Source organism: Devriesea agamarum (genome assembly GCF_900070355.1).
Classification (GTDB): domain Bacteria; phylum Actinomycetota; class Actinomycetes; order Actinomycetales; family Dermabacteraceae; genus Devriesea; species Devriesea agamarum.
Map to the genome: position 1 here is coordinate 2,200,926 of NZ_LN849456.1, position 21,453 is coordinate 2,222,378.

The window sequence follows — 21,453 nt, forward strand, 5'->3', positions numbered from 1 at the left end:
GGGCCGACTAGGGCTTATAGACCCCTAGATTTGACCGGCTCGGTCTTGTACCGAGTCACGTAAGAATGGAGCATCATGGCACGAGTGCGGTATGACCGCGCGACGCTTACCTATCCGGGTAGCGACACTCCCGCTGTTGACGCCCTCGATCTTGAGATCGACGACGGTGAGTTTTTGGTTCTGGTCGGCCCGTCGGGCTGTGGGAAATCCACGTCATTGCGCATGCTGGCGGGGCTGGAAAAAACCACGTCGGGAAAGATCTTGATCGGGGATCGTGATGTCAGCGGCGTGTCTCCGAAGGATCGCGATGTGGCAATGGTGTTTCAAAGCTATGCGCTGTATCCGAACATGACCGTTCGCGAAAATATGGGGTTTGCTCTGCGCAATGTGAAAACCCCGAAGGATGAGATTAAGCGCCGGGTGGACGAAGCAGCGCGCATTCTGCATCTGGATACTCTGCTCGACCGTAAACCGAAGGCATTGTCTGGTGGGCAGCGTCAGCGGGTGGCGATGGGTAGGGCCATTGTGCGGCGTCCGGCCGTGTTTTGTATGGATGAGCCGCTGTCGAATCTCGACGCGAAGCTGCGGGTGTCCACGCGTGGTGAAATCGCGGAACTGCAGCGGCGTTTGGGTGTGACCACTCTGTATGTCACCCATGACCAGGTTGAGGCCATGACTATGGGGCATCGGGTGGCTGTGCTGTCTGACGGCAAGCTGCAGCAGGTGGCGACGCCGCGAGATATCTACGCTCAGCCAGCCAATCTTTTCGTGGCGACCTTTATGGGCTCACCGGCGATGAACTTGTTCACTGGTCCGATTCGTGAAGGCCGTCTCGCTGTGACCGATACACTCGCTTTGGCGGCTCCGCTGGATGCCGGAGGAGAAGCTGTTGCGGGTATTCGCTCGGAGGAGTGGGAGCTGTGTGGCCCTGACACCGATGCGGCGTTGCGCTTGCGGGTGAGTCAGGTTGAAGCCCTCGGCTCGGAGTCTTTCGCGTACTGTCAGCCCCTTGAACTGGCCGCGGGCGTGAGCACAACGGCTCCGCTGGTGTCGGTGCGACTGGATCGCAAGGTCTCTGCCCATCCCGGGGATGAGCTGGCAGTGCGTCCGATTCTCGAAGATGTTCGCTGGTTCGATTCTGCCAGTGGGCTTGCCCTCTCCTGAGCTGGTCATGGCTGTTAAGCCACTGGTCGTACCCTGAAGAGATGGGTCGCATCACCGCTAGCAGAAAAATTACGTCCGTCCGCGTACGCGATGGACGCCTTTTCCACTCCGAAAAACCCGACCATGTGGCCGTGGAGGAACCCTTAGACCTTCGCCTCAATGGTGAACCGCTCAGTCTGACTATGCGCACCCCCGGTCACGATGTTGAGTTGGCACATGGGTTTTTACACGCTGAGGGGCTGATCGCATCGCGGCAGGATGTGATTGAAGCCCGTTACTGCGATGGTGCCGTGGTGGCTGGTGAGGACGGGCTCGAACGCAACACCTATAACGTCCTCGATATCTCGACCCATCGTCGGGACCTTCTGGATGGACGCGATCAGCGTCGCTTTGCTATGAACTCATCGTGCGGGGTCTGCGGATCCACCAGTATTGATGCGGTCGTGACGGAGGGGCGCTACCGGGTATCGGCTGATGCAAGCTGTCCGGCACCTATGCGGATCACCCCTGATGCGGTGCTTAGCGCGGTTCGCCATCTCAGTGACGGACAAAGTGTTTTTCAACGGACTGGGGGAGTGCATGCGGCGGGAATCGCTGCTCCGACCGGTGACATGTTGGTGGTGCGCGAGGACGTCGGGCGGCACAATGCGGTGGATAAAGTGATTGGGTGGGCGTTACAGCGGGATTTGCTGCCGCTTGCGGGAATGATGCTTGTGGTGTCCTCGCGGGCAAGTTTTGAGATTGTTCAAAAGGCTTACATGGCGGGAGTGCCCATGGTGGTGTGTGCGTCGGCGCCCAGTTCTCTGGCGCTGGCAACCGCAGAGCGGGTTGGGATGACGATCTGTGGTTTCACTCGGGCTGCTCAACCTGAGGGGCTATCCGCCTCGGTTCGGGGTCAAGGTGCGTTAGGGCGGGTCAAAGGTGCAGTAGGGCGGGGTCAGGCAGCGAAAGCGCGCAGTCACGGTGTCCCGGAATTGGCTGAGACGGATGGGCGCTTCAACCTGTATACCGGCGCGGATCGCCTTGATTTGTCGGCTAGCGAGTCGGCACCGCGGCCGAGCATAAAATAGAAAACCCTAACGTTTCTATATTGTGGGCTCGCAAGGAGTTCGCTACAATTTCCATATTAAGCAACGATCTACTTGCCTTATTGGCTTAACTATATTGATTCCCGATATCGGCTAGATGATATAGCCTGCGCCAAGTCGTGACTTTCGTCCCTTGTTTCATCGTTATTCTCTCGGAATACTGGATTGCAGCGTTTGACGAAACGTATCGCGGGACGGCCTTAATGACGCTGTCAAAGGCATGGTTCCCGATCATGGCTGATCGATGCGAAAGGAACGATCGTTGCATATCGCTGAAGGTTTTTTGCCTCCGGAGCATTGTGTGTTCTGGGGAGTTGCGTCCGCGCCTTTTGTAATCCACGGCGCCTACTCAGTGGTGAAAATTGTTAAGAATAAGCCGGAAACAAAACTTCTTCTCGGTGCGGCTGGGGCTTTTACATTCGTGCTTTCCGCAATCAAGCTTCCGTCGGTGACCGGTTCTTCATCCCACCCCACCGGAACGGGAGCCGGGGCTGTTTTATTTAAACCTCCTGTCATGGCATTCCTCGGTGCCATCGTGCTACTTTTCCAGGCGCTTCTTCTCGCGCACGGAGGCATCACTACGCTCGGTGCCAACATTATGTCGATGGCCATTGTGGGCCCATGGTGCGGTTATGCCTTTTATCGGCTGACCCTCATGCTGGGTGGTCCACAGATGGTGGGGATCTTCCTCGCCATGTTCTTTGCTGACCTGTCGACCTACTGTGTCACCTCGGTACAGCTGGCGGCTGCGTGGCCTGATCCCGCAACAGGTTTCCTGGGCTCGGTTGAGAAATTCCTCGGTATTTTTGCTATCACTCAAATTCCGCTGGCGGCAGCCGAGGGAGTCCTCGGTGTCTTGCTATTCCGCTATCTCGGCAAGATCGCTGGCAAGGAGCTGAAGATTCTCAACTTCTGGAACGATAAGAACAGCAAGAAAGCTAAGAGCGTGGAGGAGCTCGGCCATGTCTGACAACGTTGTCGAAAATCCGGTCCATATCGAAGGCCAAGATAAGCCTGAGAGTGACGCGCAGTCTGGGAGCCGCAAGAGTTCATGGGTGATCACCCTTGGCCTCGTGATTGCTCTCATCTTGCTCTTCATTATTCCGCTATGGGTAGCTCCGACCAGAGCTGGTAGCGATGAAAACTTCGGTGGGACGGATGATGCCGCGACGGCCCAGGTGGAAGCATCGCATCCCGGGTACAAGCCATGGTTCTCGCCGGTCTTTGAACCGGGTAGCGGTGAGGTCGAATCTGGTTTGTTCGCCATTCAGGCAGCGATCGGTGCTGGTCTCGTTGGCTTTGCGCTCGGCCACTTTCACGGTCGGACCCGTACCTTACGTGCGGTGGAGGCGAATAAGCCGACCACGGTAAAGAAGAACTGAGGTGTCACACCAGCCAGCTCTGGATAGGGCTGCCTGGTCGAGTCGTTGGCGTTACCGGTCCGTTGGCGAAAAAGCGCTGTATTCATTCGGCCTGGTGATTGTGACGATCAGTGTCCCCGTATGGCCGGGGACGCTCATCGTCTTTATCGTGGCCACCTGCTCGGCGGTTTTGATTGCCAAAGTTCCGTGGAAGCTCTATGCGCGAATGGTGGCTGCTCCAGCGGCTTTCGTCGCGATCAGTGTGCTCACAGTTGGCATCAGTATTGGCGCTCCCCCCGACATGCCGAAACTGTGGAGTTGGGGATGGCTATCCATGACTCACCAAGGGCTGGCTATGGCGGGGACTCTAGCCGGGCGCGGATTTTCGGCCATGGCCGCGCTCATTCTCTTTGCGGCGACGACCCCCATGACTGACGTGCTTACTTTTCTTCAGCGATTACGGGTACCTGCTCCACTCATTGATATTGCATCGTTGACTTATCGGTTGTTGTTCGTCCTAGCTGAAGTCACGGGGCGGGTGCGTGAAGCTCAAGAACAGAGACTGGGATACGTCGGCTTTCGCCGGAGTTTTCACAGTCTCGGTTTATTGCTGTCTTCGGTGCTGCTGCGTTCGTGGGAACGCGCGCAGCGATTAGAAGCAGGCCTGGCCTGCCGCGGCTATGACGGGGAGCTTAAGGTGCTCACCTCACCCAGCCCTGTGTCATGGCGATTTGTCGTGGGTAGTGTGATCGTCTTGGGGCTGGTCATTGCTGCTGCTTACACGGGGAGAATAACCTGGTGAAAATTGAATTAGACCAAGTAGACGCTCATTACGACAGTCACCAGGTGCTGAATGGTTTGTCGTTGACCATTACTGATCACACCCGGCTTGCCGTGGTAGGGGCCAATGGCTCGGGTAAATCAACCCTGTTCAAGATATGCACAGGGATGGTGCAGCCGACAGCAGGCACCGTGACCCTCGACGGCCAATCGCTCACCTATTCGCGGCCCGCACTTCGCGAGCTGAGGCGCAGAGTCCAGTTGGTCATGCAGGATCCTGATGACCAGCTCTTTAGCGCAGAGGTGTTTTCTGATGTGTCCTTTGGTCCGATTAATTTGGGCCTTAGCAAGGATGAGGTGAGGCGGCGAGTCGACGAAGCTCTTGAGCTATTGCAGATTACGCATCTCGCCCGGCGTCCTACTCACCAGCTGTCTTATGGCGAACGCAAACGCGTCACCCTCGCCGGAGCTATGGCCATGCGACCGGACGTGCTCCTACTCGATGAGCCGAGCGCTGGGCTCGACCCTGAGGGGGTGGCGGAGATGTTCGATGCGCTATCGGTGTTAGAGGAATATGGAACCACTCTGGTGCTGTCCACACACGAAATGGAGTTGGCATGGGAGTGGGCTGATCGCGTCGCGGTCATTGCTGATGGGCAAGCAACCAGCGGTGGTATCGACCTCTTAGTGGATCCTTTGGTGATCCGTCGGTCGCGTTTAAGAGTGCCGATACTCGCGCAGCTGGCCAAAGAGCTCACACCGGGTCGGCTTCCCCGCACTGTTGCGGAATTACTCGCTGATGTGAAGACGGCTGCGCCCGTCACGGGTACCCGCTCGTCAGATATGGGGACTGCGGCGACGTCGTAATGCAGGTGTCGCGATAACGCGTGCCATAGGTCCTTGTGCCTAGCGTCTTGAACCTTGCCCCTTGTCGTGGCCTCGGGCCAGCGTGCATGCCGTGGTCTCGCATGCCGTGGCCTCGGGCCTGCCTGCACGCAGGGGCTTCATGCCGGCATGCACGCGGTGGCCTTAGTTGATGTGCCGAACCCTGGCGCATGCCGGGAGAGGGGTGTCACACCCTGACGCATTTGAATATTAGGCGCTCCCCCTGACACTATTTCGGCATGCCGAAATCTCCTCGCCGTCATCGCCCCACCCGGCCACTCAGCACCCACCCCCGACCTCGCTCTTGCGCCGCAGAGCTCACCATCCAAACCCGACCCAAGACCTGCATTGCCCGGTCTACCACCCCTAGTCCACAGACCGGCACTGAGCGTCCCGGTCGTCGATCACCGCTGAGTTCCCTGCGCACACTGCTGTCCTTTATCGCGGTGCTGTGCGTAGGCGCCATTGTCCTCACAGCCTGCGGCAGCATCGCCTCAACCGAGCAGCCGACGGAAAAACCGCTGGTGCTGACCACATTCTCAGTGCTTGAAGACATGACCAAGAACGTCGCAGGCGATCACGTTCAGGTGCGGTCGATCGTTCCGCCCGGCGCTGAAATCCACGGATACGAACCAACACCAAAAGACATCGCCGCCGCCTCGAAAGCCTCATTGGTCCTCGACAACGGTCTCCACCTCGAACGGTGGTTTGAACGCTTCACCGAGCAAATCAAGGTCAAACACGTCACCGTCAGCAGCACCGTTGAACCGATTAAGATCAGCGAAGATGCCGCCGCAGGTCAGCCCAACCCGCATGCCTGGATGAGCCCCGACGCCGCTGTCAAATACGTGCAGCAGATCGATAAGGCACTCTCTGAGCTCGACCCGGATCACGCCGCCGACTTCCACGCCAACGCGCAGCGATACATCGGCCAAATCACCACCGTGCGCGATGAACTCCGCCGCGACCTCGACGCCCTACCCGCCACCTCACGCGCACTCGTAACCTGCGAAGGAGCATTCTCCTACCTGGCGCGAGATATGCACCTCACCGAGCATTACATCTGGCCGGTCAACTCTGAGAACGAGGCCACCCCGCAGCAGCTTGCTCGCACTATCGCCGCTGTGAAGAAAGACAAGATCCCCGCTGTGTTCTGTGAGTCAACCGTCTCCGACGACCCGATGCAGCAGGTCGTCCGAGAAACCGGTGCCCGATTTGGTGGAATCCTTTACGTGGACTCCCTGAGCGACCCCAAAGGCCCGGTTCCGACCTACCTCGACCTTCTGCGCCACGACGCCCGCACCATTGTGAAAGGGCTCAGCGGCAAGTGACCAGGGTTGCGAATCCCGCCCTCAACCCCGCCCTTGAGGTCAAGGGTCTCACCGTGCGCTACGCACAGACGCTTGCCCTCGACGGTGTCGACCTCAGCCTGCCAGCGGGACGCATCACCGGTCTGGTGGGAATGAACGGAGCCGGTAAATCGACCCTGCTCAACGCAATTTCGGGATCGGTGGCCGTGCAGGCGGGCAGCATCACCATTGACGGAGGGCCACCCATCCGGGCGCGCCGACTCGGCCGGCTCGCATTGGTACCTCAGCGCGACCGACTCGACCCCACCTTCCCTATCGACGTTCGCCACGTCGTGATGACCGGACGCTACCCCCACATGGGGATCACCCGCCGTGCCCATCGCCGCGACCGCGAACGCGTTCACGAGGCACTGGAACGAGTCGGTCTAGCGGACCTAGCTAGCCGTCCCTTCGGCGCTCTATCGGGCGGGCAACGGCAACGAGTTCTCATCGCCCGGGCAATCGCCCAGGAAGCTGGGCTTCTGCTGCTGGACGAACCCTTCGCCGGGGTCGATCGAACCAGCGAGGAGCGTCTTGTCAGTGTGCTCGCAGACATTGCCCAGGAGGGAGCCTGTCTTCTGGTCTCAACCCACCACCTCGACTCCATAGAGTCCTGGTGCGATGACATTGTGCTGCTCAACCGCCGGATCGTGGCTCACGGCCCCGCCGGCGACGTGCTCACCCCAAAGCTGCTCGCGGCGGCGCTCGGTCTCGTGGGAACGGAGGCCTGATGGACATTCTTCACCTCGTACACGCCATTGCTGAGCCGTTCACCCTGCCTTTCATGCAGCGTGCGTTATGGGTTGGCCTCGGCATCGCGGTGGTCTGCGGCCTGCTGTCGTGTTTCCTCGTGCACCTCGGATGGTCACTTATCGGGGACGGAGTCTCCCACGCGGTGCTCCCCGGCGTCGTGCTCGCCTACGCGTTGGGGCTGCCATTTGCGGTCGGTGCCCTCATTTTCGCCCTGATCGCGGTCGGCCTCATCGGTGGACTACGGCGCCTGCCCGTCATGAAAGAGGATGCCTCCATTGGCATCGTCTTCACCACGCTATTCTCGCTGGGGCTGGTTCTGATTTCGATCACCCCTAGCTCCATCGATCTCGGGCACATCCTGTTCGGGAATCTTCTCGGCATCGCCGACAGCGAGATCGTGCAAGTCGCACTGATTGGCCTCGTGGTGCTGGTGGTGCTCGCGATTCGGTGGCGCGATTTTCGACTCATGGCCTTTGATTCCGCGCATGCCGGGGCCATCGGTTTGCGCGTCGGTCTGCTTAGCGGGCTCATGCTCGCGCTTCTAGCCCTGACCGTCACCGCTGGATTGCAGGCTGTCGGTGTGATCCTGGTGGTAGCGATGCTGATTACCCCCGGAGCTGCGGCGGCACACTTGACGCACTCGTTTGCGCGCATGGCAGCGGTCGCAGCGTCCATATCCGCACTGTCTGTCCTGGTCGGTCTGGAAGCCTCCTTCCACCTCGACGTGTCACCGGCAGGCACCATCGTGCTGGTCCAGGGTGTTGTATTCGCACTGTGTGCCATTTTCGGACAACGTGGCGTGATAGCCAGGCTTCGCTACAGTGGATGACATGTCAGCATCGCAGGTCTCTGCCTCTTTCGAGGACTACCTCAAGGTCATCTGGAGTCTTCGTGAGTGGTCGCGGGACCCGGTCACTGTGAAGGCTCTCGCCGAGCGTCTCGGATACTCGCCGTCGTCCGTGTCAGAGGCGGTGAAGAAGCTGGTCGCCGCCGGGCTGGTCGCCCACGAACCCTACGGTGGAATTGAGCTCACCACATCCGGGCACGCCCTCGCGGTGCGTATTATTCGGCGCCATCGAGTGATTGAAATGTTCCTCGTGGACTACGCCGGATATGCCTGGGATGAGGTGCACGATGAGGCGGAAGTGCTGGAACATGCCGTCTCCGACCATCTTGTCGACGCACTGTGGCACAAGCTCGGCCATCCCTCAGAAGACCCTCACGGTGATCCCATCCCCGATGACGACGGAATTTTGGTCCGACCGACCTCGGTCCCTTTGAACTCCTTATCGGAAGGAGAACGCGGTCGGATCGTACGGGTCAGTGACCAGGAACCGGAACTCCTGCGCCACCTGGCTGACGAAGGGATCGTGCCGGGTGTTGAGGTCGAGGTGGTGCGCGTGAGGGTCTATGCCGGGCTGACCACCTTGCGGATCCTGCCGAAAAACAGTGCCGGTGACAACCGCGCGGCCAGACCTGGGAAAACATCGGGCATGGACCAGAATAAATTCCTGGGTGCGAACTCGAAGGGGCCCGGCATTATCGCCCATCCGGACACCGACCTGGTTGAACTGGGAATGCCCGCAGTTGACGCTTTGCGGGTGGAGGCGCTGACGGTCTGACCGGGTGCGGGCGCCCCTAATTGCGCATACTCCAGGCGCGAAGTTTCCGCGTCAGTGTGGTGCGCAATGATCCCGCGGCCTCCGCATGGAGCTCGGAATTCTCGCGATCCGCGCGCTGTGAGCAGTGCAGCAGCATCGCGAGCTTTTCGTATGCTTCCCAGCCCTCACGCCGCTGCAATAGGGTCTCAGGCTCTTCCGACTGGGTTGGTCGCAGACGGGACGCTTCCTGCGCGTAGGCATCGACGAAAAATCGCACAGCGTCACGGCTTAGCGGCACATACCAAGGTCCGCCGTGCACTTCTCCGCCAATAATTGCGAGATCGCGGGCGACGTCGTCGAACCGGGCCCACTCAAAGTCGATATATCGGGGTTCGAGATCGAACGTGTTCTGATCGGTGGGCGGAAGCGTGTCCCGATCAGTGGGTGGAAACGTGTCTCGATCGGTGAGCGGACACGCGTGGCGTTCGGCGGGTGATAACGCGCTGCGGCCAGGGTGTGAAGCGGCCAGCTGGCCCTCTTCGGGGCCTCGCGTGGTCCACAAAATATTGGTGGTCACGAGGTCCCCGTGCACGAGCGCGCGACGAGGCGACCCAAACGACCGATGCTCCGGTGAGTGCGGGTGCGGGCGTCGGTGTGACTCCTCTGCCGGGTGGCTGTCGATATGTACTTGCTTAGTGGTGCATGGTTGGCTGGTGGTGCTTGGTCGCTTGGTGGTGCATGGATGGCCGGCGGTGCGCTCGCAGGATGCTACAAGTCCCCGCGCGAGATCGTGCAGTTCGCGATGCTGATCGAAGAGGTCGGGATCGGACCTGTTCCACCATGACATGGCTGAATCGAACTCGACGAGCAGCGAGCGCGGACCCCGTTCGATGGCCTGGGCTGCCAGACCCATGGAAGACTCAGCTGGTTCATCCACGCGATGCAGGGCTGCGAGGGCGCGGGCGTGAGCCAACAGCTGATTTTCTCCCCACTGATCAGGGCCAAGTACCGTGCCCGGCACGTACGAGGTCACTAAGAAACTTCGGCCGCACGGCGACTCGGCGGGGTCCTCCTGCCACTCCAGAACTCTAGGGGTGGGTGCGGACGAGGCGTCGGCGTGGGCATCGTATTGTTCCCAAACCTTCAGAGCTGCCACCTCGCGGGCCAGGGATTTTGCGTGACCGTCAGGGCTTCGACGGGTGACTCGGCATATGGCTAGCGGCTGGGCTGCTTCGATTGGTGCCACGGCGGCTGGTGAGTCTGGGGCGGGTCGAGCCGCGCCGGGTTGGGGGCCGACGTGAGGTTGCGGGTTATCTGAGTTGAGGCGAGTGGCAGCTGCGGGTGCAGGTGGTGCCGAGTGTGATGGTGGCTGCTCGGCGCGGTGGTCTAGTCGCCAGGCGGCGAAGGATTCACCGGCGCCGATTAGATGGGCCGATACGAGTGTCGGCTGGGCGCGCGGGGTGAGGGACTGGTCAGTACCCAGGGTTAGGCGCCCTGAACTGATGGCATATGCGAGAGCATGCCCGGTTGCGGGAGAGTCAGCCGGCGGCGCGTCGGGGAGGGGCGTGGCAGGCACGGGCATCCTTGGTGTCTGGTTGCTAGCTATTGCGGGGCGCTCGCCAGTCTAGGGGGAGGGTCGTCCGGCTACGGTGGGGCCCTCGCAAGGGGTGGACACTTTGTTGGTTCCGGTATGGATCGGCCGCCGTGGGGAGCACTTTGTCGCCGTGAGTGGGTACCTCGTCGCCATGGCAGGCATTTTGTCAGCGTGAATGGATGCCTTGTCTCCGCGGCAGGCATTTCGCCGCCGTGAGTGGGTGCGCTCGCCGGACCGCGCGTCTGTGGCCTGTAAAACCGGAGGGTGTACCGGTTGCTGAGGTCATCCCGCTGAAATCGAGTGACTCGATACGCGGGTAGGCCTGGTGACGGTGGCCTGCGGTTCCGGCGAGCAAGGGGTGGTGCAACTCCCAAATCCCACAGGATTAGTCTGCCATGAATTAAAAGTTAGGTCTACCGAATCTCGATGACGAGTGGACGATGGTGTCGTGGTGTCGTGGTGTCGTGGTGTCGTGGTGTCGAGGTGTCGTCGGGCCGTCGCGCCGGCTTTGGGTGGGGTCGCGATTAGTTTGCGTGAGGCCGATAAAACTGTGGCTGCTCAAATCCGTACACCAGGATGAGAATGGCTATCGATGCCGTTACCCTGAAGCATGGCCTCAACGACCTCCCTTGCTCTACGCACCGGTTCTCTCCTCCTCGCGATCGGCACCCTCGCCGCCTGCGGCCAAGGCGCCACCTCCGGCGATAAAAATGCGCAGCCGAGTGGATCCCCAACTGCCGCCTCCTCACAGCGCAAAGAAGTGGCAGGCCTGGACCCCCGAGTGTTACTCACTTTCGACGGTGGCATCATGACCGTCGACACAGCCAGCGGCAACGTCATCGCTACCGAAAAACGCGATGGCTTCTTCCGGCTCAACAATGCCGGCGATGGACGTCACGTGATGGTCAGCGATGGCAACGCATTCCATCTGTTCGACTCCGGTCTGATCGCCCAGGCACACGGCGACCACTTCCACTACTACACCCAAAACCCCGCCATGACCGGCGCCAGCTTTGCGGCGACAGAACCCGGACACGTCGTGACCCACCGTGGGAAAACCGCCCTATTCGCTGACGGCACCGGGGACATTCAGGTGATGAACTCCGGCGACCTCTTCGCCGGGAAAAAGCCCACAGCTATTGACACGACAAAAACCAATGCGCCGCACCACGGGGTGGCTGTTCCCCTGAAGGACGGTGCTTTGCTCATGACTCAGGGCACTGAATCTGAGCGTCACACCGTGCAGGTGAAAGACAAATCTGGCGCGGTGATCGCAGAAACCACAGACTGCCCCGGAGTGCACGGGGAGGCCGCCGCGAAGCCCACCGACCAGGGTGATGTGGTGGCCCTCGGGTGCGAAAACGGCCCCGTGGTCTACCGCGACGGAGCATTCCACAAGATCAAAGCCCAGGAGGCCTATCAGCGCAGCGGGAATCTGGTCGGCAGTGAAGAATCCGAGATTGTGCTCGGTGACTACAAAACCGAAGGCAAAAAGCCCGAAGGAGAGATTGAACGGCCCACTCGAGTTGCCCTCATCGACACCCGAGCTGACGCCCTCAAAGTGGTTGACCTCGGCTCCTCGTACCGCTTTCGCTCACTCGCTCGCGGGCCGCACGGCGAAGCCCTGGTGCTGACCTACGACGGCGAACTCAATGTGATTGATCCGGTGAAGGGCACGGTGGTTCGGGAAACAAAAGTTATCGAGCCCTGGCGGGAGGATGCTCAATGGCAAAAGCCCGGCCCCGCGCTCAAGGTTGCGGGCGACTTCGCGTATGTCACGGATGCTGCCTCGAAGAAGCTCCATATCGTGGATATCGAACAGGGCAAGATCGCCAAGACCATTAACCTGCCCGAAACTCCGAACGAAATCGCCGTCGTGACCGGGAAACCTGAAGCACCCGCCCCCGATACGAAGGACGGTGGTCACGCCCAGCATGAGCACACCGGCGACCACGGTGATCACGAAGGGCACTCGCATGAGGGCGATGGACATGAGGGTGACGGACACGGCTCGCAAGAAGGCCACGACCACGGCGGACACGAGGGCCACCAGCACTGACGTCGGTGACATGACGGGTGCCGACGGGGCGCCTGTCTTGTGACTGCTGAAGTCCGGTCTCCTCGGCGCGGAAGGTCAGTGCGCTTAGTTCACGTGGGGTGTGCTGAAACCGCCATTGCTCATGAGTATCTGACCGTTAATCCAAGCGCCCTCAGGGGACAGAAGAAAACGGACTAGATGACCGACAGTGGCAGGATTCCCGAGCCGTCCGCCCGGGGTAGCTGCGGCCAATGAGCTGTGGAGTTCGGGCGTCATCCACCCGGTGTCGATAGGGCCGGGGTTGATGACATTCGCCCGCACTCCCAGATCCGCTAATTCGCGTGTTGCAGCTAAGACCAGCCGGTCCAAAGCGGCTTTCGTGGCGCCATACGGCAGATTGTGAGTCGTATGATCACTGGTCAGAGCGATGATTTCGCGATGCTGACCGCTGGGGTCGGCTGGATGATGTAATGCGCGCTGATCACCATGAGGTGTGGATACCTCTAAACCCGCTACCGGTTCGTCTTTGGGTAGCTGCTGGGCAAAAGCTTTCATCAGCAGCCAGCTAGCGCGTACATTCACCGCGTAGTGGCGATCAAAACTCTCGATGCTGGTGTCGGCAATAGAGGAGTCCACAGATTCGCAATGGCTCATGACCAGAGCACTGGGTGAACCGAGCTCGGTGCAGCACCGTGCGATCACCTGCTCGGGAACTGCCGGGTCGCAGAGGTCGCCGGGAGCCAGGATGATCCTTCGCCCGAGCTCCCGCAGCTCATCGGCGAGGCGGTCGGTGTCAGAGTGGGCGCCCAGCACCCGTTGGTCGTAGTCGGCGTGAAACGACAGGGTGAGGTCCCAGCCATCGGCAGCTAGACAACGTGCGATGGCGGCACCGATGCCTTGGCTGCGACCAACTCCAGTGAGAACAGCGACCCGGGCCCTTCCAGAAGGTTCACTCCCGGGTCCGGGATGCTGACACGCTGTGGTTGCGGCGGATGAATGGTGGTCCATGTGCCCGTTATAACAAGCCAGCCACAAGAACGCGATGTTATTTTTGGTCGCGATCTAGCTGTGGATATCGGCCGACGATGTCAGGTTTCTACGTCCAGTCTGGAGCGACGCTGGGCCTACCCCTGCACCGCGGTAGAGTCGACGATGCTCACCTGGGGAGGAAACAACCCCATCACCTGCATGGCTGCTGCGTGGTTATCCGGTGTCGATCCCGCACACGCATCGGCAACTACCTGGACCCGTGCCCCGGCATCCCCGGCAGCGAGCGCGGTCGCGATGACGCAGCAATCGGTCGCCACACCGGTGAGTATCAACGACGGGGCCCTATCCAGGGACCAGGATGGGGCCGTTCTGCTGTCTACTGGACCTACGGTCCACTCCGCCGACTCTGCGGTGCCCTCCGCCGTGTCCACAGCCTGCCCACCTATTCGGCGTTCTGCCTGCGCAATGGCTCCCACCAGCTCCGGGCCCCATTTACCGAAGGTTGGCAGATCAAGCGTCGGGTGGGCAGAAAGAACCCGAGCGTCGTCGATGAGGTCGAACAGCGGATCATCCGGGTTGCGGTCGGCAAACGGCCACTGCGCGAAATACTCGCCCCACGAGGTTGAGCGGTCGGCGGTAGGCAGCCACCGGGTGAGCAACACACGCGGCCCAAACCGAGGAGCAAGCTCCTGTATGACCGAAAAGGCGCGGTCGAAATCGGGTGATGCCCACGGCGACGAGGGGGCAGCGAAGATACGCTGTAAGTCGATGGCAACCAGCCACGGGGCCATATCGTCAGTCCTTCCTCGGTGTGTTCCCCCGTCACCGTTCTTCTTGACGCCGAACAGTCTTGGCGCGCAAAACCAATGTCACGACGAACGACAGCACCAGGGCGATCAAAACCCCCAGGTTGGCAGCCGCCCACGGGCCTTCTTTGCCGCCGAGCGGACCGAGGAAGTATCCCTGCCAGTTATTCCAGGGGGCATCTGCGGCGAAGGAGTTCACCACCAGCCCCCAACCGATGACGGATGCCACCGCTATGGTGATGAGCGAGGTGAAGTCGAATGCCCGGTAGCGTCCGCGGGCATCGAATAGGGCATGTTCGTCGTAGTCGCGGCGGCGCAGTGCGATATCTGCGATGAAGATACCCGCCCAGGCGGCCAGAGGCACGCCGAGCGTGATCAGGAAGCTCTGGAATGGTCCGAGAAAGCTCTGGGCGAAAAACACCACCCAGATTGTTCCAAGCGTAAGAATCACCCCGTCGATTCCGGCAGCGGCCGGGCGCGGGATGCGGATCCCAAGGCTCAGCAAGGTCAGGCCGGAGGAGTAGATACCGAGAACAGCGCCGGAAACCAAGGCGAGCACGGCGGTCAGCCAGAAGGGGATCAGCACCCAGGTCGGCAGAATCGTCGCCAGGGTACCGATCGGATCGTTGGCGATTTCCTCCGACAGTTTGGGATCGGACCCAGCCAGCAGCAGACCGAAAACCACCAGGATGACCGGGGCGACGGCGCCGCCGAAGGTGTTCCAGGCGACGATCGCCCCACCGGATGCGGTGCGCTTTTGATAGCGCGACCAGTCGGCGGCGATATTGATCCAGCCGAGTCCAAAACCGGTCATCACCATCACTAAGGCGCCAATGACCTGCTGGAATGATCCGTTGGGAATGGCTAGCACGGAATCCATGGAGATGTGCGGGATGGTCAGCGCCATGTACACAATGGTGACGGCGCCGGTGATCCAGGTGAGGATCGATTGCAGACGCATAATCGTGTGGTACCCGGCGATGGAGGCGCACACGATGAGCGCGGCCACGGCAGCCGCGGCGAGGAGTTTCACCGCATCACCGCTGGACCACCCGAGGCGAGAGAACACAGTGGCGGTAGCGAGCGTCGCCATAATGGCGAGGAATGTTTCCCAGCCGATAGAGGTGAACCAGGAGATAATTCCGGGAACTTTCTGTCCGTGTACCCCAAACGCCGCGCGTGAGAGCACCATGGTTGGGGCGGAGCCGCGTTTACCAGCGATAGCGATCAGCCCGCACAGCATGAACGAGATCACGACACCGATTACGGTGACCGCACTGGCCTGCCAAAACGACACCCCAAATCCGAAGACGAAGGAGCCGTAGGACAAGCCGAACACGGATACGTTGGCGGCAAACCACGGCCAGAACAAATCTCGGGGGCGGGCGGTGCGTTCGCTTTCACGGATGATGTCGATGCCGGTGGTTTCAATCAGCTTGCCGGTTTTCTCGCGAGGGTGCGCTGAATCGGCGGGATGGTTCGTGTGAGGGGAACCGGGGGAGGGGGCCTGGGAGGTGGACACGGAGTCTCCGATCAGTGCGGTGTCTGAGCGAGAATATGCCGGACGGAAGGACAATAACGAACGCCAAATCCGACGAACGATATTGCGCCACGCAGTGGTTAGCGTGGTGCATCACATCATCGCATTTCCATAGGCTCAAGCCCATAAAAGTCCGCCTCATGAATCCCGGGTTTTACGGGTCGCTATGGGGAACCGGCGTGCCACTTGGCGCACAAGTGTGCTCTGCCCGGCGTGAGGATCGCGGCTAATAGCACGCCTCATTGGGTGGTCTATGAGCGTGTGCCCCGAGTATTAGAGCGGTGGCTGCACAAAGCGTTGCGCCGCGAAGCTATCGGGTTCTAATAACCAGCCGCCGAGTTTGTCCCAGCGAAAAGCCAAAATCGTATCCACCAGGCGGGCGTGCTTGATACGGGATTGGATGGTCTCGTTGACCATTGCGATGTCATCTGCGGAGCGCACCAGCAGACCGAATGTCACGTTCTCCGGACCGGCAGTGGTCACCATAAAGCGCAGCACTCCGAGTGTGCGCAGAATACTCCGTAATGTCCATATGTCTGCCAGGTTCATCCGAAACTGAAATACGCACTCAATGTCATAGCCGAGTAGAAACGGATCTATTTCGACGCCGAGCTGAAGGGTGCCCGATGCGAGCGCGGAATCCAGTGCGCCGCGTACCGTGCCGATACCGGTGTGGGTCATATGTGCAACATCTTTGAGGCAAATACGCGGGTTGGTGATGAGCTCACGCAAAATAGGGAGGTCATCAGGGCGCAACGCGCGGCGCGCTTTGGCTGGCGGGTTAGCCGCCTTCAGCAGTTCCAGCTGGGACGTGCTCAGTTCACGCATGCGCCATTCCAAGCCAGAAGCAAGACGACGGGTCACCAGCGTGGTGCGCGTGCGCCGGACTCCCGGTATTCGTCGGATCGCAGGGAGCAGATCTCTGCCGAGGGTGCGGATGCCCCGGGTGCTGGTAGTCAGCAGGGCATCGGCGCCGCGCAGAGTGCGTTCGACCGTCACGACGCCTGGAAGTTCCACGAGGTCGGACAGCAGGCGATCATCGTCCCGGCCCGCGCTGTCCAACGCGATCAGGGAGGTAACTAGGTTGTTGTCGATGCCGTGCCATTTGGCCCGACTAAATGCCGCACCCCGGGCCAGTAGTCCCTGCCAATGCCGGGCGGCGGTGCGATCAGAGATTCCTAGCACTTCTCCGACGAGAGAAAACGGGGCCCTTGGAGCGTGCTGGAGCACACTGAGGAGACGAATATCGATCTCGCTGAGACTGTCATCGACGACATGCGATGCTTTTAAGCTAGAAATCGACATTGAAAAACCTCCTGAAGCCATTCTTCGTCATCCGTGGCGGGACCCGGGTGCGGGGCGCGAAGGTAGGGAGAGTAACGGTGAGGCGGGGCCCATCGCGGGGTGCCCGGTAGAAAGGAACCGACGTCATGTCCGATGTGCCCTCAGGGCCAAATAAGCCCGATACCTCTATTCTCATTGACAGCAAAGGCGAAACCATGGGGCCGTCCACGGCGGTCGCGCTCATCATGGGCTCCATTATCGGAACCGGGGTATTCATTCTTCCCTCGTCAGTGGCCGAATATGGATGGCTTGGCATGATTGGCCTAATCATGGCAACCGTTGGCGCGGTTGCGCTTGCTTTGGTCTTCGCCTCCTTATCTAAGCGTCGACCAATGCAGGGCGGACCGTACGCGTACGCTCGTGAAGGCTATGGCGACTTCGCCGGATTTACGAACGCATGGTCATATTGGTGCGCGGCCTGGCCGGGTAACTCAGCTATCGCTGTAGCCTGGGCTGGATACGTCATGGCTCTGTTCGGCTGGGACGACAAAAATGTCCTTCTGAAGCTCGCTATTTGCGCGGTTGGTCTATTCGTTCCGATGGCTATTAACCTGATCGGCGTGAAGTCGATGGGGGCCTTCCAGATCATCACGACCATCTTGAAGATTACCCCGCTGGTGTTCATGGGCACGGTTGGCTTGGTATTTGCTTTCCGATATGGGAATTGGCCCGAGTTCAACCCGAGTGGGCAGAATATCTTCACCGCCTTGGCGACGTCGCTGTCGCTGGCAGCCTTTGTATACGTCGGTGTGGAGACCGCATCCATCGCCGCCTCGAAGGTGCGAAACCCTGACCGTAACGTTCCCTTGGCCACTGTTGGTGGCACCGTTGGCACCGCCGTGGTGTACATCTTGGTGACCATCGCGGTGTACGGCATCGTCCCCGGCGAGGAACTGCGCACTACCACCGCTCCGTTCTCACTGGCGCTCGACCAAATATTTGGAGGCACCTGGGGCGGTAAAGTCGTCGCGCTCTTTGCAGTAATTTCCGGTATCGGCGCCCTGAACTCATGGGCCATGATTACCGCCGAAGTTCCCCAGGCGGCAGCCCGCAATAAGGTGTTCCCGCAGTTCTTCGCCCGTGTCAATCGCAAGAATGTTCCGTATTGGGGTGTTATTAGCGGCCAGGTGCTTTCGTTTGTGCTGATCGCCGTGGCCTCGATCGGTCAGAGCGGGGTTGCCGTCTTTAACACCATCGTGTTGATGTCAAACGTGGCGGTCGGCGTCCCCTACTTCTTCTCGGTCCTGGCTCAGCTGTACTACCTGTACACGGAGGGTCGCCGCTTGGATCCGCGGACCTTCCCGCGGGAAGTCGTGATCGCGATCATCGCGCTGATCTTCTCGGTGTACATGATCTACGGCGCCGGAGAGACGTCCGTCTTCATCGGCTTCATTGCCTTCCTCGTCGGGTGGATTGTGATGATGGGTCTGTACATCAAGACCGGACGCTACGGGTCTACCTCGCTGGCTGAGCGACCCGGTGACCCCACAGTGGAGGAGGCCCTTGCACAGTTCGCCTCGGGATCGGAGGGTTCTGCTCTGGCTGGTGGTGCCGTCGCATGGGGTGGTGCCGTTGCCCCGGGCGGGATGGTAACTCCAGGCGGAGCCGTTGCCTCAGGAGGGGTGAGTTCCGCCGGTGATACGGGTCCGGCAGGCGGACCGGGGTCTTCCCGGGGCGACGCGGTCGCGAAAGAGGATCTATAGCCAGAACGGATCATCCTCGGTAGGTCGGGAGTCAGATGGATATCGGGCTCCCGACGCCCGGGATGCGCCGGAGACATAGAGCGGACCAGATGAAGGGAGTCTGATCAGAATGAAAAATTCAGAGGTTTTCTACACCGCGGCCAAGGTATTCACCGGCCAGGACGAATCGACTTTCGCCACCGCCTTCGCGGTGGATGGCGACTCCTTCACCTGGGTCGGCGCCGCCGAGGATATTCCCGACGGAGCCCGCAAGGTCGACCTCGGTGACCGTACGGTGTTGCCCGGCCTGCTGGATGTGCATACTCACGCCACCTACACCTCCGCGATGGGGCGTGCGGTCGCATGCACCGCGCCGAAGGTTACGGATATACCTTCGTTGCTGGAGGCTCTGCGCGAACACCCAAATTATGGACGCGGCGGCTGGATTGAAGGATGGGGGTATGACGAGTCGAAACTCGCCGAACACCGCACCCCGACCCGCCACGATCTCGACCAGGTCTCTGTGGATCAGCCGGTTTACCTGCAGCGCTCAGACTTCCACTCCGGCGTCTGCAATACCCGGGCCCTGGAACTCGCGGGGATTACCGCCAGTACCCCTGATCCGGAGGATGGACGTTTCGGACGCGACGACAGTGGTGAGCCCAATGGTGTGCTGATCGAACACGGTGCCAACCAGGTGGTCAATCAAGCCAAAGGAATGATTGGTTTCGATGGGGCAGTGCAAATGCTTGCCGATTCCACCCTCCATTTCGCCGAGCGCGGCCTCGTCGGCGTCACGGATCTCTTTTGTGTTCCCACGGATTACGACTACCGAGATCTCTTCCGTGAAGCAGCTGTCCGAGGATTTGCGCAGCAGTGCCGTTTCTACCTCGACTTCGCCAGTCTGCAGAATTCGCCTGTGCGGGAGATTCAGCCAGAGGACCTGCGGGGTCGGGTCGCGCTCGCCGGAATCAAACTGTTTGCCGACGGGTCCATGTCCAATCGGACCGCCTGGATGCGCGACCCTTATCCCGGAACCACTGACGATGTCGGTATGGGCACGGCCTCCCCAGAACAGATGCAGCAGGCCCTCGAGTACGCGCGGCCTCGCGGGCTGCAGATTGCCGTGCACGCGATGGGGGATCGGGCGATTGAAGCGGTGATTGAGGCTTATGAACATGAGGAGCCGTGGCTCGATTCTGTGCCGTCAGTGCGAATCGAGCATGCGACCATGCTGGATCCCGACTTGATGGAACGCATGGCAGCAGCTCGTATGCATTTTGGTGTGGCCTCGAATATCGATTTCCTGTACGCCGAATACGAGTCCTATCGGGATAATCTCACTCCCGACCAATTCGCGCGGGCGTACATGGTGAAGGCTCTGTATGAGCGGGTCCCGGATTGTGCGTTGAGCTCCGACTGCCCAGCGACCACCTGGCCCGACCCCGACGACCCGTTTTACTCCATGCAGGCCGCAGTTACCCGTCGGGCATACACCGGTGATCCCATCACGGTGAACCAGGCGATCACCATTGAGCAAGCCGTGCTCATGTACACCGGACGCGCTCGCGGCTTAGTAGACATGCCGCGCCTGGGCCGAATTGCTCCGGGGTATGAGGCCGCGTTCATCACGCTCAGTCAGGATATTTTCACTGTTCCGTCGGACCAGATTGCACGCACCCAGGTGATGGGAACGTGGATTCAGGGGGAGCGCGTTTTTGCTCGGTAGTCAGGCCATAGGTCGAGGGAGCTGGTTAATGGACCCCATCCGGTAATAAGCCTGATCATCCGGTAACGGTCCGCTCAGCTGCCGAGGTATGCGGCCAATGGCTGCTGGGAGTTATGGTGCCTCTCCACGTGTAATTCAGTTTTCGGGCCCGTGGAGGCGACGCAGCATGTCCTGATCCATCCGGACGTCGGCGGAGGCATCGTCTAAGGCACGGGCCCAACGCTCGATGAGACCGGATTGCTCGCCGGGGCCTAAGAGGTGCTCGTGGTGGATGTCGAGATAGGTGCCTGACGGGTGATCGTGCAGCCTCACCTGGAAAACGGTTTCGTGATTGAGGGTAGCTGGAGTCCAGCGCACTCGGATGTGGGTTCCGACCTGGCAGCCGATCACTCGGCCGACTTTGCGGCCATGGGTTGCCAGGGTTGCGCCCATCATCTGAGGTAGGCGGTCGATTCCGAGCCAGTGCGGCATCCATTTATTGATGAGGAGTATCCACACATCTGGGCGGGGGCCGCGCATAAGGCGGCGGACATTGACTTCCGAGCCTGTGATGCGCGGGGCATCGCAGGTCTGGCTGTTTGCTGCGTCTGCCCCGTGCCTGGAGGGGTCGAACTGTGCCTCGTGCATACCAACACGGTATGCCGGGAACCTGCGAGGGCAAAGTGGGTGTTCTTCGGTGGGGCGGGGTGGTGCCTGGATATCGGTGGTGAGGAGCTGGTGCGGTGTTGATGAGGCGGTGGTGAGGGTGG

General features: G+C 60.5%; 19 protein-coding genes. 13 read left to right on the top strand and 6 right to left on the bottom strand.

Features of this window, described 5'->3' with window-relative positions:
* Positions 1-75 precede the first annotated feature (75 nt).
* The 10 genes from BN1724_RS09350 (at position 76) to BN1724_RS09395 (ending at position 9,002) form a co-directional block, all read left to right on the top strand.
* Positions 76-1,164, top strand: a complete 1,089-nt coding sequence (locus BN1724_RS09350; RefSeq protein WP_058235138.1) for an ABC transporter ATP-binding protein — start codon at positions 76-78, stop codon at positions 1,162-1,164.
* A 41-nt stretch (positions 1,165-1,205) separates the two neighbouring features.
* Complete coding sequence (fdhD, locus tag BN1724_RS09355; RefSeq protein WP_058235139.1) at positions 1,206-2,234, top strand: formate dehydrogenase accessory sulfurtransferase FdhD; 1,029 nt, start codon at positions 1,206-1,208, stop codon at positions 2,232-2,234.
* A 262-nt stretch (positions 2,235-2,496) separates the two neighbouring features.
* A complete protein-coding gene (locus BN1724_RS09360) occupies positions 2,497-3,222 on the top strand; it encodes an energy-coupling factor ABC transporter permease (protein WP_331709456.1) in 726 nt (241 codons plus the stop codon).
* Positions 3,215-3,634: an energy-coupling factor ABC transporter substrate-binding protein gene (locus tag BN1724_RS09365; protein ID WP_084252939.1), complete on the top strand. Its 420-nt coding sequence runs from the start codon at positions 3,215-3,217 to the stop codon at positions 3,632-3,634. Before BN1724_RS09360 ends, BN1724_RS09365 begins: the two co-directional genes overlap by 8 nt.
* Positions 3,635-3,710: 76 nt before the next feature.
* Complete coding sequence (gene cbiQ / locus BN1724_RS09370) at positions 3,711-4,415, top strand: cobalt ECF transporter T component CbiQ (protein WP_407919321.1); 705 nt, start codon at positions 3,711-3,713, stop codon at positions 4,413-4,415.
* Complete coding sequence (locus BN1724_RS09375) at positions 4,412-5,260, top strand: energy-coupling factor ABC transporter ATP-binding protein (RefSeq protein ID WP_231928213.1); 849 nt, start codon at positions 4,412-4,414, stop codon at positions 5,258-5,260. Before cbiQ ends, BN1724_RS09375 begins: the two co-directional genes overlap by 4 nt.
* A 257-nt stretch (positions 5,261-5,517) precedes the next feature.
* Complete coding sequence (locus BN1724_RS09380; protein ID WP_084252940.1) at positions 5,518-6,609, top strand: metal ABC transporter substrate-binding protein; 1,092 nt, start codon at positions 5,518-5,520, stop codon at positions 6,607-6,609.
* Complete coding sequence (locus tag BN1724_RS09385) at positions 6,606-7,358, top strand: metal ABC transporter ATP-binding protein (RefSeq protein ID WP_058235143.1); 753 nt, start codon at positions 6,606-6,608, stop codon at positions 7,356-7,358. Before BN1724_RS09380 ends, BN1724_RS09385 begins: the two co-directional genes overlap by 4 nt.
* The gene (locus BN1724_RS09390) at positions 7,358-8,209 is read left to right on the top strand and encodes a metal ABC transporter permease (protein WP_058235144.1); all 852 of its coding nucleotides are present in this window, start codon (positions 7,358-7,360) and stop codon (positions 8,207-8,209) included. Before BN1724_RS09385 ends, BN1724_RS09390 begins: the two co-directional genes overlap by 1 nt.
* A 1-nt stretch (position 8,210) precedes the next feature.
* Positions 8,211-9,002, top strand: a complete 792-nt coding sequence (locus BN1724_RS09395; RefSeq protein WP_058235145.1) for a metal-dependent transcriptional regulator — start codon at positions 8,211-8,213, stop codon at positions 9,000-9,002.
* Positions 9,003-9,018: 16 nt separating this feature from the next.
* Here BN1724_RS09395 and BN1724_RS09400 read toward each other — a convergent pair whose 3' ends face one another.
* A complete protein-coding gene (locus tag BN1724_RS09400; protein WP_058235146.1) occupies positions 9,019-10,557 on the bottom strand; it encodes a phosphotransferase in 1,539 nt (512 codons plus the stop codon).
* A 628-nt stretch (positions 10,558-11,185) separates the two neighbouring features.
* Between BN1724_RS09400 and BN1724_RS09405 the strand changes: the two genes are divergently transcribed.
* Complete coding sequence (locus BN1724_RS09405; RefSeq protein WP_058235147.1) at positions 11,186-12,634, top strand: hypothetical protein; 1,449 nt, start codon at positions 11,186-11,188, stop codon at positions 12,632-12,634.
* Positions 12,635-12,718: 84 nt separating this feature from the next.
* On the opposite strand, the gene BN1724_RS09410 is transcribed toward BN1724_RS09405, so the two are convergent.
* The 4 genes from BN1724_RS09410 to BN1724_RS09425 all read right to left on the bottom strand — a co-directional run bounded on the left by BN1724_RS09410 (position 12,719) and on the right by BN1724_RS09425 (position 17,254).
* A complete protein-coding gene (locus BN1724_RS09410; RefSeq protein ID WP_084252942.1) occupies positions 12,719-13,621 on the bottom strand; it encodes an SDR family oxidoreductase in 903 nt (300 codons plus the stop codon).
* A gap of 116 nt (positions 13,622-13,737) precedes the next feature.
* On the bottom strand, positions 13,738-14,394 hold the full coding sequence (locus tag BN1724_RS09415) for a cysteine hydrolase family protein (RefSeq protein WP_058235148.1): 657 nt from the start codon (positions 14,392-14,394) through the stop codon (positions 13,738-13,740).
* Positions 14,395-14,425: 31 nt separating this feature from the next.
* Complete coding sequence (locus BN1724_RS09420; RefSeq protein ID WP_058235929.1) at positions 14,426-15,844, bottom strand: purine-cytosine permease family protein; 1,419 nt, start codon at positions 15,842-15,844, stop codon at positions 14,426-14,428.
* A 378-nt stretch (positions 15,845-16,222) separates the two neighbouring features.
* Complete coding sequence (locus BN1724_RS09425; RefSeq protein WP_058235149.1) at positions 16,223-17,254, bottom strand: Lrp/AsnC family transcriptional regulator; 1,032 nt, start codon at positions 17,252-17,254, stop codon at positions 16,223-16,225.
* Positions 17,255-17,379: 125 nt separating this feature from the next.
* On the opposite strand from BN1724_RS09425, the gene BN1724_RS09430 reads away from it, so the two are divergent.
* Both BN1724_RS09430 and BN1724_RS09435 read left to right on the top strand, forming a co-directional pair.
* Positions 17,380-18,996, top strand: coding sequence for an amino acid permease (locus tag BN1724_RS09430; RefSeq protein ID WP_058235150.1), 1,617 nt, complete (start codon positions 17,380-17,382; stop codon positions 18,994-18,996).
* Positions 18,997-19,105: 109 nt separating this feature from the next.
* Entirely contained in the window at positions 19,106-20,704 is a 1,599-nt protein-coding gene (locus BN1724_RS09435) for an amidohydrolase (protein ID WP_058235151.1), read from the top strand.
* A 135-nt stretch (positions 20,705-20,839) separates the two neighbouring features.
* Here the strand turns inward: BN1724_RS09435 and BN1724_RS09440 are convergent, their stop codons facing one another.
* The gene (locus tag BN1724_RS09440) at positions 20,840-21,331 is read right to left on the bottom strand and encodes a hypothetical protein (RefSeq protein ID WP_157085849.1); all 492 of its coding nucleotides are present in this window, start codon (positions 21,329-21,331) and stop codon (positions 20,840-20,842) included.
* Between the last annotated feature and the right edge of the window lie 122 nt (positions 21,332-21,453).